The following is a 15131-nucleotide window of genomic DNA, read 5'->3' on the forward strand; positions in this document are numbered from 1 at the left end:
CTCCTAGGCCGAGGCTGCGACGGGCTGGTCGGGCTGCCGTTCCGGAGCAGGAGCCGGGGTCGCTGCGCCGCCGGCCTCGGTCGCGGCGACCGGGTCGGCCGAAGCGGCCGGGTCGGCCGAACCGGCCGAACCGGCCGAGCCGGCCGAACCGGCCGAGCCCGTCGTCTCGGCCCGGGCGAAGGTCAGGCGGCGGGACAGGTAGGCGAACACCGGCCCGAGCGCGTTCATCAGCACGACCGACACCCAGGCGGCCCAGGCGTTCCCCGGGTCGAACCCGAAGCCGCCGAAGCAGGTCGCGAAGAACGAGGCGAACCCGAGGAACATGCCGGGGACGAGCCCGAACAGCTTCGTGCGACCGGTGTACATCAGGGCGCAGTTCACGACGAGGATGAGCAGCGCCAGGACGGTGTTCTGCGCCGCCTGCCCCTCGCCGAACAGCGTGCCGAACCGCTGGTCGAGCAGGACGATGACCAGGCCGAACGCCGACCCGATCGGCATCGCGGCCCACAGGCGCGTGGCGTTCCGCAGCGTCGGCTTGCTGCCGAGCAGGAACATCCCCGCCCAGCTGATGAAGATCGCCCAGGTCGGCATGTGCAGGGCGTTGCCCCCGATGAACGCCGTGGCACCGGCCAGGACGGAGGCGACGATCTCGTGCGGGATCCGTTCACGCATGGCTGAGTTCCTTCGATCGGTTCGTGGTGTGGCTGGTGGTGAGGCGGGTGGTCCGGGTGGTCTCGGCGACGACCCGGCCGCGCTTGACGACCAGGGCGCGGTCCGGCCGGTCGAGCAGGACGCCGTCCGGGTCGGTGGTGGAGAGCACGACGAGGTCGGCGGCGGCACCGGGCCGGATGCCGTGGGTGTCCGCGACGCCGACGACCTCCGCCGCCCCCGTGGTGGCCATGGCGAGCACCCGTCGCAGGTCGTCCGGGCCGGACAGGTGCCCGGTCTGCGCCAGGAGCAGCCCGACGTCGAGCAGGTCGGCGTTGCCGAACGGGGTGAAGGCGTTCCGGACGTTGTTCGACGCGTAGGCGCTCGTGACCCCGGCGTCCCAGAGTTCGCGGACCGGCACGACCCCGCGCCGCACGTCGTGGTCGTCGGACCGGCCGCCCAGGTGCAGGTCGGTCGCGGGCAGCGGCACGACGGCGACCCCGGCAGCTGCCAGACGGTCGAACAACGCCCGGCGCTCGCCGCGGGGCAGGCTCGCGACCGAGGTCACGTGCCCGAGCGCCACCCGCCCCTGCAGCCCGCGGGCGGTCACGCGGTCGGCGATGTGCCCGGCGAGGGCGTACCGCGGGTCGGAGGTGTCGTCGGCGAAGTCGGCGTGCAGGTCGGCCGGCACCCCGAACTCTTCGGCGAGGTCGAGGACGGTCTCGACGTGCTCGTGGCACGCGGCCAGGGTGTGCTCGTTGTACGTGCAGCCACCGATGACGTCCGCCCCCGCGGCGAGCGCCTGGCGGAGCAGCGCGAGGGTGCCCGGTGCCTTGGCGATGCCCTCCTGGGGGAACGCGACGATCTGCAGGTCGAGGGCGTCCCGGTACTCGTCGCGCAGGTCGAGCAGCACCTCGACGCCGGTGAGCCCGACGATCGGGTCGACGTCGGGGTGTGCGCGGACGAGCGTCGTGCCGTTCGTGATGGCCTGGTCGAGCAGGGTGCGGGCGCGGTCGCGGACGGTGGCGTGGGTGAAGCCGCGCTTGAGCTCCCCCGTGACGGCGATGGCGCCGGCGAGGGTGCCGTCGGGGTTCGGGCGTTCCCGGTCGAGCAGGGCCTTGTCGACGTGCAGGTGCGCCTCGATGAGCCCGGGGATGAGCACACGCCCGGCGCAGTCGACCACGCTGGTGGGAGCAGCAACGGTGCCGGTGCCGATGCCCTGCGCCGAGCCGGGACCGGGCAGCGCGTCGGCCACGCTGACGATCACGCCGTCGGCGATGGTGACGTCGACGGATGGACCGTCGGTCAGCCGTGCGTTGGTGAGGACCAGGTCCACGTCGAACCCCTCTTCCGGTCGGTGCGGGTGGGACGTGCTCCACCATTCGCCCGCCGTGTTTCGGCTTCCGACGCCGCGTGTGACGGCCGTGTAAAAGATGGTCGTACCAATGAACCAAGCAGACCAACCGGCCCTACGGTCGAGGGCATGCACCGTGGACGGACCCTGAGCGCGGCGACCGCCGCCCACCTCGGCACGCTCGTGCTCGACGACCTGCAGCCCGGCGACAAACTGCCGCCGGAACGCACCCTCGCCGAGGACCTCGCCGTGTCCCGCACGACCATCCGCGAGGCGCTGCAGGAGCTCGAGCGCCGTCGCCTGGTCTCCCGGACCCCTGGTCGTGGCACCGTGGTGCTGCCGCGGCCGGAGGAAGCGTCCGCCCTGCTCGACCACCACCGCGACGACCTGGACCACCGGGCCGAGCACGTCGCCGAGTTCCGGACCGTCGTGGAGCCGCAGGTCGCCGGACTCGCGGCGTCGCGGGCGGGCGAGGCCGACCTGCTCACCCTGGAACGCATCCTCGCCGCCACCCACGCGGGGCTCAGCCCGGAGGAGTCGCTCGCCCAGGACGTCGCCTTCCACGTGCAGGTCGCCCGTACCTCGGGGAACCCCCTGCTCGTGTCCCTGTGCGAGCTCAGCAGCGGCTGGGTGCAGGACGTCCGTGCCCGCTCGCACAGCACCAGCGAGGGGCGCCGGTCGTCGTTCGAGTGGCACGAGCGGATCCTCGAGCGGATCCGGGAGCACGACGTCGCGGGCGCGACGCGGGCGATGGCCGACCACCTGGCCGACGTGGCCCACCTGGTCGAACGGAGGACGGAACGATGACCACCACACACCGCACCACCGCACGCGAGACCACCGCCCCCGCGGTGGCGACCCTGCAGCCCGGCGCCGGGCCCGTCCGCGGTGACCACGCCCTGCCCGTCGACCCGGAGACCGTCCTCTGGGGCCGGCTGCCGAGCGACGGTGACACCCCGGCCCTGACGATCGGCCCAGGGGAGTCGGTCACGATCGACACCGTCAGCCACGAGGGGATCCTCCCCGACCAGGGCAGCGACCCCGTCGCCTGGTTCGGCGACCACGGCGTCGCTCCGGAGCACGTCCTCGCCGACGCCGTCGCGATCGTTCGCTCCGGTCACCGCGACCCCTCGGCGGACGGACCGCACGTCGTGTCCGGGCCGATCGCGGTGCGCGGTGCCCGTCCCGGTGACGTGCTGACGATGACGGTCCTCGAGACCCTGCCCCGCGTGCACTACGGCGTCGTGTCGAACCGGCACGGCCGCGGCGCCCTGCACGGTGAGTTCCCGGTCGACGGCACGACGGTGAGCGTCTTCGCCGACGTCGTCGACACCGACCAGGGCCGGCGGGGCCGTATCCCGCTCACCGCCGCCGGCGACCGCTTCGCGCACTTCCCCCTCGCCCCGTTCCTCGGGATCATGGGCGTCGCCACCCCCGGGGAGCGGCTGCACTCGGTCCCGCCCGGTCGCCACGGCGGCAACATCGACGTCAACCTGCTGCAGGCCGGGTCCCAGCTGCACCTGCCGGTGCTCGTCCCCGGCGCACTCGCCCACGTCGGTGACCCGCACTTCGCCCAGGGCGACGGCGAGGTCGCACTCACCGCGATGGAGGCCTCGCTCCGCGCGACGATCCGCTTCGACCTGACCCCGGCAGCCGAGGCCGCCGCGCGCTTCGGTGACCTGGTCTGGCCCGTCGCCGAGACGCAGGAGTTCCTCGTGCCCACCGGCATGGACCCCGACCTCGACGAGGCCGTCCGGCAGTGCGTCCGGCACGCCGTCGCGATCCTCGGCGCGCGCTGGGGCATGGAACGCCACCTGGCGTACGCGTACCTGTCGGCCGCGACCGACTTCAACATCTCGCAGGTGGTGGACCTGGTCACCGGGGTCCACGCCCGCATCCGCAAGGCCGACTTCGAGGAGCCCGCCCGATGACCACGCCCCCGGCGTCGCCCGCGCCCGACGCCGCGCCCGAAGGCCTGCTCGAGGCGCTCGACGCCTACGAGGCCGCCCTGCTGGTGAATGACCTCGACGCCCTCGACGCCGCCTTCGTCGACTCCCCCGCCACGATGCGCGGCGACGACCGCGGCCTGCTCGTCGGGCACGACGCGATCAGCGCGTTCCGCGGGGCACGGGGTGGGGTCGCGACCCGGTCGCTGACGCACGTCGAGGTCCGCCCCCTGACCGAGGACCGCGCCCTCGTCGTGTCGGTGTCCCGGTTCGCCGCAGGTGGGCAGGGCCTCCAGACCCAGCTCTGGCGCCGCGACGGCGACACCGGCGCCGGCCCCCGCTGGCGCATCGAGGCAGCCCACGTCACCGCCCGTCCCAAGGCCGTCGACACCACCGTCTGGCGGGCCGTCGGCGACCCGCTCGTCGCCCCCACCGCCTCCGGACCGCTCGACGGCCTGACCGTCGCGGTCAAGGACCTCTACGCCGTCCCCGGCCAGCCGGTCGGCGCGGGCAACCCGACGTACCTGCGCGAGGCCCCCGTCGAGACCGCGCCCGCCGCAGCGGTCGCCGCGCTCCTCGCCGCCGGCGCCTCGATCCGCGGGATCGCGCGCACCGACGAGTTCGCCTACAACCTGACGGGCCGGAACGCGCACCACGGCACGCCGCCGAACAGCGCGGCTCCCACCCGACTGCCTGGAGGCTCGTCCAGCGGATCCGCATCGGCCGTCGGCCTCGGGACGGCCGAGATCGGGATCGGCACGGACACCGCGGGATCGGTCCGGGTCCCCGCCTCGTACCAGGGGCTCTGGGGCCTCCGGACGACCCACGGCACCGTGTCCCGCGAGGGGCTGCTCCCGCTCGCGCCGTCGTTCGACACCGTCGGGTGGCTCACGCGGAGCCACGGTGTGCTGCTCGCCGCCCTCGACGCCACCGTGCCGCCGCCCGCGACGGCAGGGGCTTCCGATGCGACCGTGCTCGTCGTCCCCGAGGAACTCGTCGCACTCGTCGAACCGGCCGTCGCCCGGTCCTTCACCGCCTTCGTCGCGACACTCGACGAACCCGTCGCGACCGTCCGGCTGCGGGACCTCGGCATCCCGGACCCCGCAGCACTGCAGGAGCAGATGCGCCTCGTCCAGGCCGCCGAGGCACTCGCCGCCCACGGCCCCTGGATCGACGCGCACCCCGGCGCACTGAGCCCCGTCGTCGGTGACCGGTTCCGGGCGGCACGCGCGAACGACCCCGACGCGACCGCCGACGCCGTCGCACGCCTCGACGAGGTCCGTGCGACGATCCGCCGTGCCCTCGCCGGTCGGACGCTGCTGTTCCCGACCGTGCCCGGACCCGCTCCGCTGCTCGACGCGGACACCGCTGCGCTCGAGCGCACCCGGACCGCCACCACGGCGATGACCGCGCTCGCGAGCATCGGCGGCCTGCCCGCGGTGAGTGCACCGGCGCTGACCGTGGACGGCGCGCCCGTCGGCGTCTGCCTGGTGGGCGGGCCGGCCACCGACCGTGCCCTGGTGATCCGTGCCGGGCGCATGCTGCCGGACCAGGCCGCCCCGGGCCTCCCGACGGTCTCGGTGGTGCGCTAGGAGGCGAGCCGCCGGGCGTGGGTGACCGCCCACAGACCGACGGCGCTCGCCGCGGCCACGTTGAGCGAGTCGACGCCGTGCGCCATCGGGATCCGGACGGTCGTGTCGGCCGACGCGATCGCGGCCGGCGTCAGTCCCTGCCCCTCGGTGCCCATCACGAGCGCGACCTTCTCGGGCAGGTCCGCCACGAAGGCGTCGAGGTCGACCGATTCGTCGGTCAGCGCCATCGCGGCCAGGTGGAAGCCCTGCGCGCGGAGTTCCTCACCAGCCGCGGGCCAGTCGCCGATGCGGGTCCACGGCACCTGCAGGACCGTGCCCATGCTCACCCGGACGCTCCGGCGGTACAGCGGGTCGGCACACCGCGGGCTGACGAGCACCGCGTCGGCGCCGAGGCCGGCGACGCTCCGGAACACCGCGCCGACGTTCGTGTGGTCGACGATGTCCTCGAGCACGACGACGACCTTCGCGTCCCGCACCACGTCGGCGACGCTCGGCAGCTCGGGACGCTGCATCGCGGCGATCGCACCGCGGTGCATCCGGAAGCCGGTGAGCTCCTCGAGCAGGGCGTCGGCACCGACGAAGACCGGCCCGTCGTGCTCCGCGACCAGGGGCAGGACACTGTCGAGCCACTTCTCCTGCACCAGGATGCTCCGCGGCACGTGCCCGGCGCGGACCGCGCGCTCGATGACCGTGTTCGACTCGGCGATGTACAGGCCGCCCTCGGGCTCCGAGACCCGGCGGAGTGCAACGTCGGTCAGACGGGCGAAGTCGTCGAGGCGGGGATCGTCGAGGGAGTCGATGCGGACGGGGTGCACGGGGCTCGTTTCGGTGTGGTGCGGGGGCGGCGGGTGGGTCCGGCGGGCCGGGGCCGGCACGGGTCCGGCGGCCCGGAGCCGGCGCGGGTCCGGGCTGGTCCGGGCTGCCGCCGGGCTGCTCCGGGCTGCCGCCGGACGGGTCCGCCGAGGATGCGCTCCGCCTGGGAAGCGACCGGGACGGTCGGGTGTTGAGGGTACCGTGAACAGGGTGCTGGATGATGCTGCGTCGACGACCGGACCGACCACCGGGGCGGCCGCCGGGTCGGTGACCGCCGACGACCTGGACCGCGTCGTCGAGGTGCTCGCGGGCAAGCGGATCGCCGTGCTCTCCGGTGCCGGTCTGAGCACCGACTCCGGCATCCCCGACTACCGCGGTGCCGGGCGGGTGGTGCGCAAGCCGATGACGTTCCAGGAGTTCCTGGCCGACCCCGCGAAGCGCCAGCGCTACTGGGCCGGATCCCACCTGGGCTGGCGGAGCTTCGCGGCCGCCGTGCCGAACGACGGACACCGGGCGCTCGCCGCACTCGAGGACGCCGGGATCGTCGCCGGGGTCATCACGCAGAACGTCGACGGCCTGCACCTGCGCGCCGGCTCCCGCCGCGTCGTCGAGATCCACGGCTCGATGGACCGTGCCGTGTGCCTGCGCTGCGGGCAGGTCTTCTCCCGCTCCGACCTCGCCGCCACCATCGACCGCGAGAACCCCTGGATCGACGAGCCCGGGTCCGTGCAGCTGCAGCCGGACGGCGACGTCGAGATCACCGACGTCGAACGGTTCGTCGTGCCCGCGTGCACCGTGTGCGGCGGCGACCTGAAGCCCGACGTCGTCTTCTTCGGCGAGTTCGTGCCGGCCGAGAAGTTCCGCGAGGCCGTGTCGATCGTCGCCGATGCCGACGCGCTGCTCGTCGTCGGTTCGTCCCTCACCGTGAACTCGGGCGTGCGGCTGGTCGACCACGCTGCGCGCCGCAAGAACCCCGTGGTCATCGTGAACCGCGGCGAGACCCGCAGTGACCGGCGTGCGGCCGTGAAGCTCGACGCCGGCACCACCGAGACGCTCGTGCACCTGGCGGAGCGGCTCAGCGCGGCGGCGTCGACCGACTAGCGCGGTCGCGGTCGCCTGGGCCGACCTGCTGGTCGCGGCTTGCCTGGACATGCGCGGGCGCTGCCGCCGGACGGGCCTGCGCGGTCGCGGTTCCCGGACGGGCCTGCCGTTCGCGTCTGCGAAGATCGACGGGTGACGACCCTCCTGTACCTCGTCCGGCACGGCGAGACCGACTGGAACGCGCAGCGCCGCATCCAGGGCTCGACCGACATCCCGCTCAACGACACCGGACGACGGCAGGCCGCCGAGGCCGCCGAGCTCCTGACCCGCCGACCGTTCGACGCGGTCGTCGCCTCCCCGCTGTCCCGTGCGGCCGAGACGGGCGCGATCATCGCCGACCGCCTGGGCCTCGACGTACCGACGACGTACCCGGGCCTGGCCGAGCGCTCCTACGGCGAAGCCGAGGGCCTGACCGACGACGAGGTGTCGGCACGGTACCCGCACGACGACATCCCCGGTCGGGAGTCCCGCTCCGCGCTGCTCGCCCGCGTCACCGAGACGCTCGGTGAGATCGCGGTCCGGTTCGACGCCGGCGTCGTCGTGGTCGCGACCCACGGCGCGGTGATCCGCAGTGTCGTGAACGCCGCTGCCCCCGGCACCGCCGATCGCCGCAACACCCCGATCCGCAACGGGTCCATCCACTCGTTCCGGTGGGACCCCGAGCGCTTCCACGCCGAACTCGTCCGGTTCGATGACCCGATCGACGACGTGTCCGACGCCACCGGAGGGTCCGCGTTCGAGTACCAGAACCCCTTGGAGCGCCGGGGCTGACCGGGGACTAGGCTCCGACGCACCCGCACACCGGGGTGAGGGGAGCCACATGTCCGACGACGGAACCAGCCCACACGGCCAGCATGCCCTCGACCAGCAGGACGACGACCTCGACCGGGTGTTCGGTCCCGAGACGGCGAGCGTCCCCACCCGCACCCGGGCCCGCACCTGGTTCATCATCGGCGGCAGCACCCTCGCGGTGGTCGCGGTCATCGCCGTGGTGCTCGGCTCGATCATCGGGAGCGTCCAGAACGGCATCGGCGGGGTCTTCCCACGGCCGGACGTGGCGCTCGACCGGTTCAACACGCGCGTGCGTGCGCTGCCCGGCGTCACCGACGTGCGGCACCATGCCCCGTCGAAGACGGCGTTCGCGAGCTACGACGCCATCGCCTCGGTCCGGGCGGACCCGGCGCTCGACCTCGCTGCCCGGCGTGACCTGGTCGCCGCCATCAGCCGCGCAGCCGACGAGTCCGGTGGCAACGGTGTCCGCGTCGTCGTGGTCGCCGACCTCGGCAACCTGGAGATCGGCGTCACCGGTGCCGGTGGGGTCGCGGCGAAGCGCCTGGCACTGGCGGACACGCTCGACCACATCGGCGGTGTGACGGAGGTCCGTTGCTCGTGGGAGCGCGGCGGCGACCCGTCCGACGCCGCACGCGACCAGTCGATCGTCGTGCGGACCCCGGGTCGGGGCGCCGCGGTGCCGCCGATCGTGTCGCGGGTCACCGAGGAGACGCAGAAGGTGTTCCCCGGGGCGGACGTGCAGGTCATCGCGCCGGAGTGACGGTGTGGTGGTCGCGCGGGTGGCGCGGCGGTGGCGCGTCCGACGTGGGACGACACCGTCGACGTCGTACGACATCGACATCGTCGTTCCGCATCGCCACGAACCGCGAGCCCGCGCCCCGCACCCGCACCCGCCCTCAGCCCCGCCGGTCCCCCACGGCCCGCTCGACGGCCCGGACGACCTGCTCCGCCGAGTCCTGCCACCGGAACCGACCGGCACGCTCGATCGACTGCCACGAGGCCTCGTCCCACCGTTCCTCGACCCGCCGGACGGCCGCGGCAAGGGCGGACGGCGACGCCGGGTCGAAGTACTCCGCCGCCGAGCCGCCGATCTCCCGGAAGATCGGGATGTCACTGACGACGACCGGGGTCCCGACGCCCATCGCCTCGACGAGCGGGATGCCGAACCCCTCGTCGTACGACGCGGTCGCCAGCGCGGTGGCCGAACGGAGCACGGACAGGTACTCCTCGTCGGTGGCGCCGTCGTGGAACACGATCGTCCCCGTGGGAGCCAGCGCCTCGAGCCGTGCACGGTCGGCGTCGGACACCCGCGACATGCAGTGCAGCGTCCAGTCCGCCCCCAGGAGCGGCAGCGCCGCCGCCAGGGTCTCGACGTTCTTGTACGGCATGAACGAGCCCATGTAGACGAGCGAGCGTCCACGTGGTGCTCCGGCCACCCGCGGTGTCGCCGGGTCGGCCGCGTTGTAGGCGACCGTCACGGGTCGCTTCGTCAGCCGGTGCTCGGCGATCAGCCCGGCGGTCGTCTCGGACACCGTCACGACCCCGTCGGCGCCGTTCAGCAGGAACCGCTGCGGCGCCCAGGACAGGTGGAACGCCCGCCAGCCGAGCCGCAGCGGCCACGAGAACTCCCGCGGGGGCGTGCGGTTGCGGTAGTAGATCAGGTCGTGCAGCGTCAGGACGAGCGCGTACCGGCGCCCCCGCGACCCCATCGTCTGCATGGGCGAGAACACCGCGTCGAGCCCGAGCCGGTTGACGCGCCGGGCGACGAGCGGCTCCCCCGCGTCCGTCGGCGCTGGCAGCAGCTCCCACGGCAGGTCCCTCGGCAGCGACTCGAGCTGGCGCTCGTCGCTGACGAGCAGCACGTAGTCGTGCCGGTCCGGCAGGTGCGCGACGACTCCCGCGGTGAACCGGCTGATGCCGTCGTGCCGACCGATCCGCACGTACCGGCAGTCGATGCCGATGCGCAGGCGCGTCACGACGCGTCCGCCGTCCGGGAGGCCCGTCCCGCCCCCGACGGTCGGCTGTCCGTGGCTGCCGCGCCGCGTCCAGTGCGTCCCTGGCGTCCGGCACGTCGGGTCGTGTCCGCCATCCGGCGGAGCACGGCCGCCGCGGCCGGAGCCGGCGTCTCGTAGTGCACCAGGTGGCCGACCCCCGGGATCACGACGAGCTCGGCGTCACGCAGCCGCTCGGCGAGTGCGCGCTGTTCGGGGACGGCGGTGATGTCGTCGTGCTCGGCCGCGACGAGCAGCACGGGCACGTGGATGCGGTCGGCGTACTCGGAGACGTCGTGGGTGACCGAGGTGCGGAACGCCTCGAGCACGCTCGTGCGGTTTGCGAAGGCCGAGAAGTACCGGTCGTGCTGGTCGTGCACCCATCGGCGGACGGCGGGGTCGTGCGACTTCAGCATCGCGATGCTCATCGCCCGGACGATCGCGCCGTTCCGCAGGATCCCGAGCCCGATCGGCTTCGGCAGCACCGCACCGGCGCGGTAGTACCCGATCGCGATCGCGGTCCCCACGGCACGCGGACCCTGCAGGGCCGGGGCGGCGATGGGGTTCACGAGCACGAGCAGTCGGGTGTCGAGCCCGGCGGCGACGGTGGCCGACACCACGATCGACCCGAACGAGTGCCCGAGCACCACGGTGTCGCGGCCGAGCCCGAGCGCGGCGTGGAACCCCGTCAGCCAGGCCACGTAGGCGTCGATGTCCGACACCGGCAGCGGGTCGGACACGCCGAAGCCGGGCAGGTCCGGCACGATCACACGGACACCTTCGAGGTGCGCGGCGATGGTCTCGAGCCCGTGGTGGTCCCCGCGGAACCCGTGCACGGCGAGCACGGTGCGATCCGAGTCCTCGGGCCCGTAGACCCAGTAGTGCGTGGTCCGGCCGTCGACCTGGACGGCCCGGTGCACGACCGGGGTGGCGGCCATCAACGACTGGTACGGGGAGAGCACGGGCGGTTGCATCCGCGCCAGTCTAGGGAGCGAACCGCACGAAACCCCGGACACCCGCAGCATCTCGCGCCTATCGTGTCCGGGGCGGGCCGTCGACCGGTCCGTCGATGACGACGAGGAGCACGGTGACCTTCACAGCCCCGATCCAGCTGCCCGGCCTGACGCTCGACCCGCAGTGGTACAAGCGCTCGGTCTTCTACGAGTGCATGATCCGGTCGTTCGTCGACTCCAACGGAGACGGCATCGGCGACATCCAGGGCGTGATCGGCAAGCTCGACTACCTGCAGTGGCTCGGCGTGGACGCCCTGTGGCTGCCGCCGTTCTTCCAGTCGCCGATGCGCGACGGCGGGTACGACATCGCCGACTACCGGGCGATCCTGCCGGAGTTCGGCACGCTCGACGACTTCCGCGAGCTCGTCACGAAGTCGCACGAGCGGAACATGCGCATCGTGATCGACATGGTGATCAACCACACCAGCGACCAGCACGAGTGGTTCCAGCAGTCCCGCGAGGACCCGGACGGCCCCTACGGCGACTTCTACGTCTGGCGGGACACCGACGAGGACTACTCGAACATCCGCATCATCTTCGTCGACACCGAGGAGTCCAACTGGACCTTCGACCCGGTCCGACGCCAGTTCTTCTTCCACCGCTTCTTCTCGCACCAGCCCGACCTGAACTTCGAGAACCCCGCGGTCATCGAGGCGATCTACGACGTCGTCCGGCACTGGCTCGACATGGGCGTCGACGGGCTCCGGCTCGACGCGATCCCGTACCTGTTCGAGTCGGAGGAGGGCAACGGCGAGGGCGAGCCGGAGACCCACGAGTTCATCAAGAAGCTCCGCGCGATGGTCGACGACGAGTACCCCGGCCGCGTGCTCCTGGCCGAGGCCAACCAGTGGCCGCGCGAGACGGCGGCGTTCTTCGGCACCGACGAGGAGCCCGAGTGCCACATGGCGTTCGACTTCCCGGTGATGCCGCGCATCTTCTACTCGCTCCGCGCCCAGCACGCCGCCGAGCTCAAGGCGATCCTGTCCGAGACCCTCGACGTGCCGGCCAGCGCGGCGTGGGGCGTCTTCCTCCGCAACCACGACGAGCTCACGCTCGAGATGGTGAGCGAGGAGTACCGGCAGGCGATGTACGGCTGGTACGGCTACGACCCGCGGATGCGCTCGAACATCGGTATCCGCCGACGCCTCGCTCCCCTGCTCGACAACTCGCGCGCCGAGCTCGAGCTCATCCACGCGCTGCTGTTCTCGCTGCCCGGTTCGCCGTTCCTGTACTACGGCGACGAGATCGGGATGGGTGACAACATCTGGCTGCCGGACCGTGACTCCTCGCGCACGCCGATGCAGTGGACGCCGGACCGCAACGCCGGCTTCTCCACCGCCGACCCCGGCAAGCTCTACCTGCCCGTCGTGCAGTCCCTCGTCTACAACTACGCGCAGGTGAACGTCGAGGCGCAGCTCGCCCAGTCGCGCTCGCTGCTGCACTGGGTCCGGAACGTCATCCACACGCGCAAGGCCCACCCGGTGTTCGGCCTCGGGTCCCTGCACGTGCAGGAGACCTCGAACGACTCGGTGCTCGCCTTCGTCCGCTCGTGGGAGGGCTCCGGCCAGCAGTTCGGCCCGTCCGCCGAGGACGTCCTGTGCGTGTTCTCGTTCGCGACGAACCCGACCTCGGTCACGATCTCCGCGCCGGAGTTCGCGGGGCGCCCGCTCTACGACCTGTTCGGCGGCAGCTCGTTCCCGTCGTTCGACGAGGACGGCACCGTCACGCTCACCATGGGCACGCAGTCGTTCTACTGGCTGCACGTCGGCGCGCCGACCCGGTAGTCGGGGGTGTCGGTGCGTCCGGTTAGCCTGACCGCGTGACGTTCCCCACAGCACAGCTCGACGCGCCCGCTCCGTCCCAGGACCTCACGGGTCGGCCCTGGTGGCACGCGCTGGGCGTCTTCGACCTCGAGACCACCGGGGTCGACGTCGAGACGGCCCGCATCGTCACCGCCCACGTCGGGCTCATCGACATGACCGGGGCCTCCATCGTCGAGGGTGCCTGGATCGCGGACCCCGGCGTCCCGATCCCGGAGGGCGCCGCGGCCGTGCACGGCTACACCACCGAGCGTGCCCAGGCCGAGGGGCGTCCCGCGGCCGAGGTCGTCGCCGAGATCATCGCCGCGATCGAGGCCGTGTTCGCCCGGGGCATCCCCCTGGTGATCTACAACGCCCCGTACGACCTCACCGTGCTCGACCGCGAAGCGAAGCGGCACGGGTTCGCCTCCCCCGTCATCGGCAACGTCGTCGACCCGCTGGTGATCGACAAGGCGCTCGACACCTTCCGCAAGGGCAAGCGCACGCTCGAGGCCGCGTCCGAGCTCTACGGCGTCACCCTCGACGACGCGCACGACGCCGGGGCCGACGCGATCGCTGCCGGGCGTGTCGCCCAGGCCATCGCGGGCAAGTACCCGGACGAGCTCGGCATCTCCGCCGAGGAACTCCACCGCAAGCAGGTCGGCTGGTGCGCCGAGCAGGCCACCTCGTTCCAGGACTACATGCGCAAGAAGCGCGACCCGACGTTCACCGCCGACGGCCGCTGGCCGCACCGCAACGGCGCCTGACCTCGCCCTGCCCCCTCGCACAGCACCGGTGTCCACGCGCCGAACACCCGCAGACCGCGGTGTGACGCGCGAACACCGGTGTCTTGTGTCCGAGTACAGCGCCGGCCGGAAACGCCGCACAACGCGAACGGGCGGCCCTCCCGGAGGAGGACCGCCCGTGGGCGTTGCGTGGGGGCTGCTTACTTGCTGAAGCCCTTGAAGCGCTGGTTGAACTTCTCGACGCGACCGGCCGAGTCGAGGATGCGCTGCTTGCCCGTGTAGAACGGGTGCGAAGCGGACGAGATCTCGACGTCGATGACCGGGTAGGTCGCACCGTCGAGCTCGATGGTCTTGTCGCTGTTCGCGGTCGAACGCGTCAGGAACGTCTCACCGGAGGCCAGGTCGCGGAAGACGATGGCGCGGTACTCGGGGTGGGTGTCGGTCTTCATGGAGATTCCTCGATAGCGGTGATGGGATTGCGCGAACTGCGCGGGAAGTCGTCGGCTTGCGCCAGCCGTCCACGATACCAGAGAGACGGCGGGATCGCAGCGCTACGCGGCGCGTGCCGTGTAGCGACCGGCGTCCTTGGTGACCGAGAGGTCGATGCCGAACGCCTCGGTCAGGGTCTGGTCCGTCAGGACCTCGTCGATGGGGCCTGCGGCCTGCACGTGGCCGTCGGCGAGGACGAGCGCGTGGGTGAAGCCGGCCGGGATCTCCTCGACGTGGTGGGTCACGATGACGATGGCCGGCGAGTCGGCGCTCTGGGCGTAGCCGCCGAGGGTGCGGACGAGGCTCTCGCGGGCACCGAGGTCGAGCGACGCGGCCGGTTCGTCGAGGAACAGGATCTCCGGGTCGGTCATCACGGCACGGGCGATCTGCACGCGCTTCTGCTCGCCGTCGCTCAGGTCGCCGAACGTGCGGTCGGTGAAGGACCCCAGGCCCCACTCCTCGAGCACGCGCTGCGCGCGGCGGACGTCGAGCTCCTCGTACTCCTCGTTCCAGCGGCCCGTCACCGAGTACGCCGCGGTGAGCACGACGTCGATGACCTTCTCGGTCACCGGGATGCGACGGGCCAGCGCGGTCGACGCGAAGCCGATGCGCGGGCGGAGCTCGAACAGGTCGGCACCGCCGAGTTCGGTCCCGAGCGCCTCGACGTCACCCGAGGTCGGGAACGTCTGGGCGCCGGCGACCTGCAGCAGCGTCGTCTTGCCGGCGCCGTTCGCGCCGAGCACGACCCAGCGTTCGTCGTCCTGCACCTCCCACGAGATCGCGTCGAGGATGGTGGCCCCGTTGCGGACCACGGAGACGTCTGACAAGCGCACGACCGAGGGCATGC

Annotated in this window: 15 protein-coding genes; 8 read left to right on the forward strand and 7 right to left on the reverse strand. The window is 72.6% G+C overall.

What is annotated here, in order from left to right; all coding sequences use genetic code 11:
* Positions 1-3: 3 nt before the first annotated feature.
* Together DEJ11_RS09755 and DEJ11_RS09760 are read right to left on the reverse strand one after the other, a co-directional pair.
* Positions 4-672, reverse strand: coding sequence for a DUF1097 domain-containing protein (locus DEJ11_RS09755; RefSeq protein WP_111103621.1), 669 nt, complete (start codon positions 670-672; stop codon positions 4-6).
* On the reverse strand, positions 665-1984 hold the full coding sequence (locus tag DEJ11_RS09760; protein WP_111103623.1) for an amidohydrolase family protein: 1320 nt from the start codon (positions 1982-1984) through the stop codon (positions 665-667). The genes DEJ11_RS09755 and DEJ11_RS09760 overlap by 8 nt, the downstream gene beginning before the upstream one ends.
* 147 nt (positions 1985-2131) lie before the next feature.
* Here DEJ11_RS09760 and DEJ11_RS09765 point away from each other — a divergent pair, with 147 nt between their 5' ends.
* From DEJ11_RS09765 to DEJ11_RS09775, 3 genes are read left to right on the forward strand one after another with little or no spacing between them, the layout of a single operon-like run.
* Positions 2132-2809, forward strand: coding sequence for a FadR/GntR family transcriptional regulator (locus DEJ11_RS09765; RefSeq protein WP_111030131.1), 678 nt, complete (start codon positions 2132-2134; stop codon positions 2807-2809).
* Complete coding sequence (locus tag DEJ11_RS09770; RefSeq protein WP_111103624.1) at positions 2806-3933, forward strand: acetamidase/formamidase family protein; 1128 nt, start codon at positions 2806-2808, stop codon at positions 3931-3933. The genes DEJ11_RS09765 and DEJ11_RS09770 overlap by 4 nt, the downstream gene beginning before the upstream one ends.
* Complete coding sequence (locus DEJ11_RS09775) at positions 3930-5540, forward strand: AtzH-like domain-containing protein (protein WP_111103625.1); 1611 nt, start codon at positions 3930-3932, stop codon at positions 5538-5540. The genes DEJ11_RS09770 and DEJ11_RS09775 overlap by 4 nt, the downstream gene beginning before the upstream one ends.
* Here DEJ11_RS09775 and DEJ11_RS09780 read toward each other — a convergent pair.
* Positions 5537-6355, reverse strand: coding sequence for a TrmH family RNA methyltransferase (locus tag DEJ11_RS09780; protein ID WP_111024981.1), 819 nt, complete (start codon positions 6353-6355; stop codon positions 5537-5539). The two genes, DEJ11_RS09775 and DEJ11_RS09780, sit on opposite strands and share 4 nt — an antisense overlap.
* A 265-nt stretch (positions 6356-6620) precedes the next feature.
* Here DEJ11_RS09780 and DEJ11_RS09785 point away from each other — a divergent pair, with 265 nt between their 5' ends.
* From DEJ11_RS09785 to DEJ11_RS09795, 3 genes are all read left to right on the forward strand, one after another.
* Complete coding sequence (locus DEJ11_RS09785) at positions 6621-7454, forward strand: Sir2 family NAD-dependent protein deacetylase (RefSeq protein WP_111024994.1); 834 nt, start codon at positions 6621-6623, stop codon at positions 7452-7454.
* A gap of 132 nt (positions 7455-7586) precedes the next feature.
* The gene (locus DEJ11_RS09790) at positions 7587-8225 is read left to right on the forward strand and encodes a histidine phosphatase family protein (RefSeq protein ID WP_111103009.1); all 639 of its coding nucleotides are present in this window, start codon (positions 7587-7589) and stop codon (positions 8223-8225) included.
* 49 nt (positions 8226-8274) lie between these two features.
* Positions 8275-9006, forward strand: coding sequence for a hypothetical protein (locus DEJ11_RS09795; RefSeq protein WP_111103010.1), 732 nt, complete (start codon positions 8275-8277; stop codon positions 9004-9006).
* Positions 9007-9142: 136 nt separating this feature from the next.
* On the opposite strand, the gene DEJ11_RS09800 is transcribed toward DEJ11_RS09795, so the two are convergent.
* The gene (locus DEJ11_RS09800) at positions 9143-10213 is read right to left on the reverse strand and encodes a glycosyltransferase family 4 protein (RefSeq protein ID WP_111103093.1); all 1071 of its coding nucleotides are present in this window, start codon (positions 10211-10213) and stop codon (positions 9143-9145) included.
* A gap of 5 nt (positions 10214-10218) precedes the next feature.
* Positions 10219-11211, reverse strand: a complete 993-nt coding sequence (locus tag DEJ11_RS09805) for an alpha/beta fold hydrolase (protein WP_258375309.1) — start codon at positions 11209-11211, stop codon at positions 10219-10221.
* Positions 11212-11324: 113 nt separating this feature from the next.
* On the opposite strand from DEJ11_RS09805, the gene treS reads away from it, so the two are divergent.
* Positions 11325-13034, forward strand: a complete 1710-nt coding sequence (gene treS / locus DEJ11_RS09810) for a maltose alpha-D-glucosyltransferase (protein ID WP_071403984.1) — start codon at positions 11325-11327, stop codon at positions 13032-13034.
* Between the two features lie 35 nt (positions 13035-13069).
* Positions 13070-13816 carry a 3'-5' exonuclease gene (locus DEJ11_RS09815; protein ID WP_111223637.1) on the forward strand — a complete coding sequence of 249 codons (747 nt, stop codon included), beginning with the start codon at positions 13070-13072 and terminating at the stop codon, positions 13814-13816.
* Between the two features lie 179 nt (positions 13817-13995).
* Here DEJ11_RS09815 and DEJ11_RS09820 read toward each other — a convergent pair whose 3' ends face one another.
* Positions 13996-14244, reverse strand: a complete 249-nt coding sequence (locus DEJ11_RS09820) for a type B 50S ribosomal protein L31 (RefSeq protein WP_017887280.1) — start codon at positions 14242-14244, stop codon at positions 13996-13998.
* A gap of 102 nt (positions 14245-14346) precedes the next feature.
* Positions 14347-15129, reverse strand: a complete 783-nt coding sequence (locus tag DEJ11_RS09825) for an ABC transporter ATP-binding protein (RefSeq protein WP_111103012.1) — start codon at positions 15127-15129, stop codon at positions 14347-14349.
* Positions 15130-15131: the final 2 nt, after the last annotated feature.

The sequence above is a fragment of the Curtobacterium sp. MCLR17_058 genome (genome assembly GCF_003234705.2).
Classification (GTDB): domain Bacteria; phylum Actinomycetota; class Actinomycetes; order Actinomycetales; family Microbacteriaceae; genus Curtobacterium; species Curtobacterium flaccumfaciens.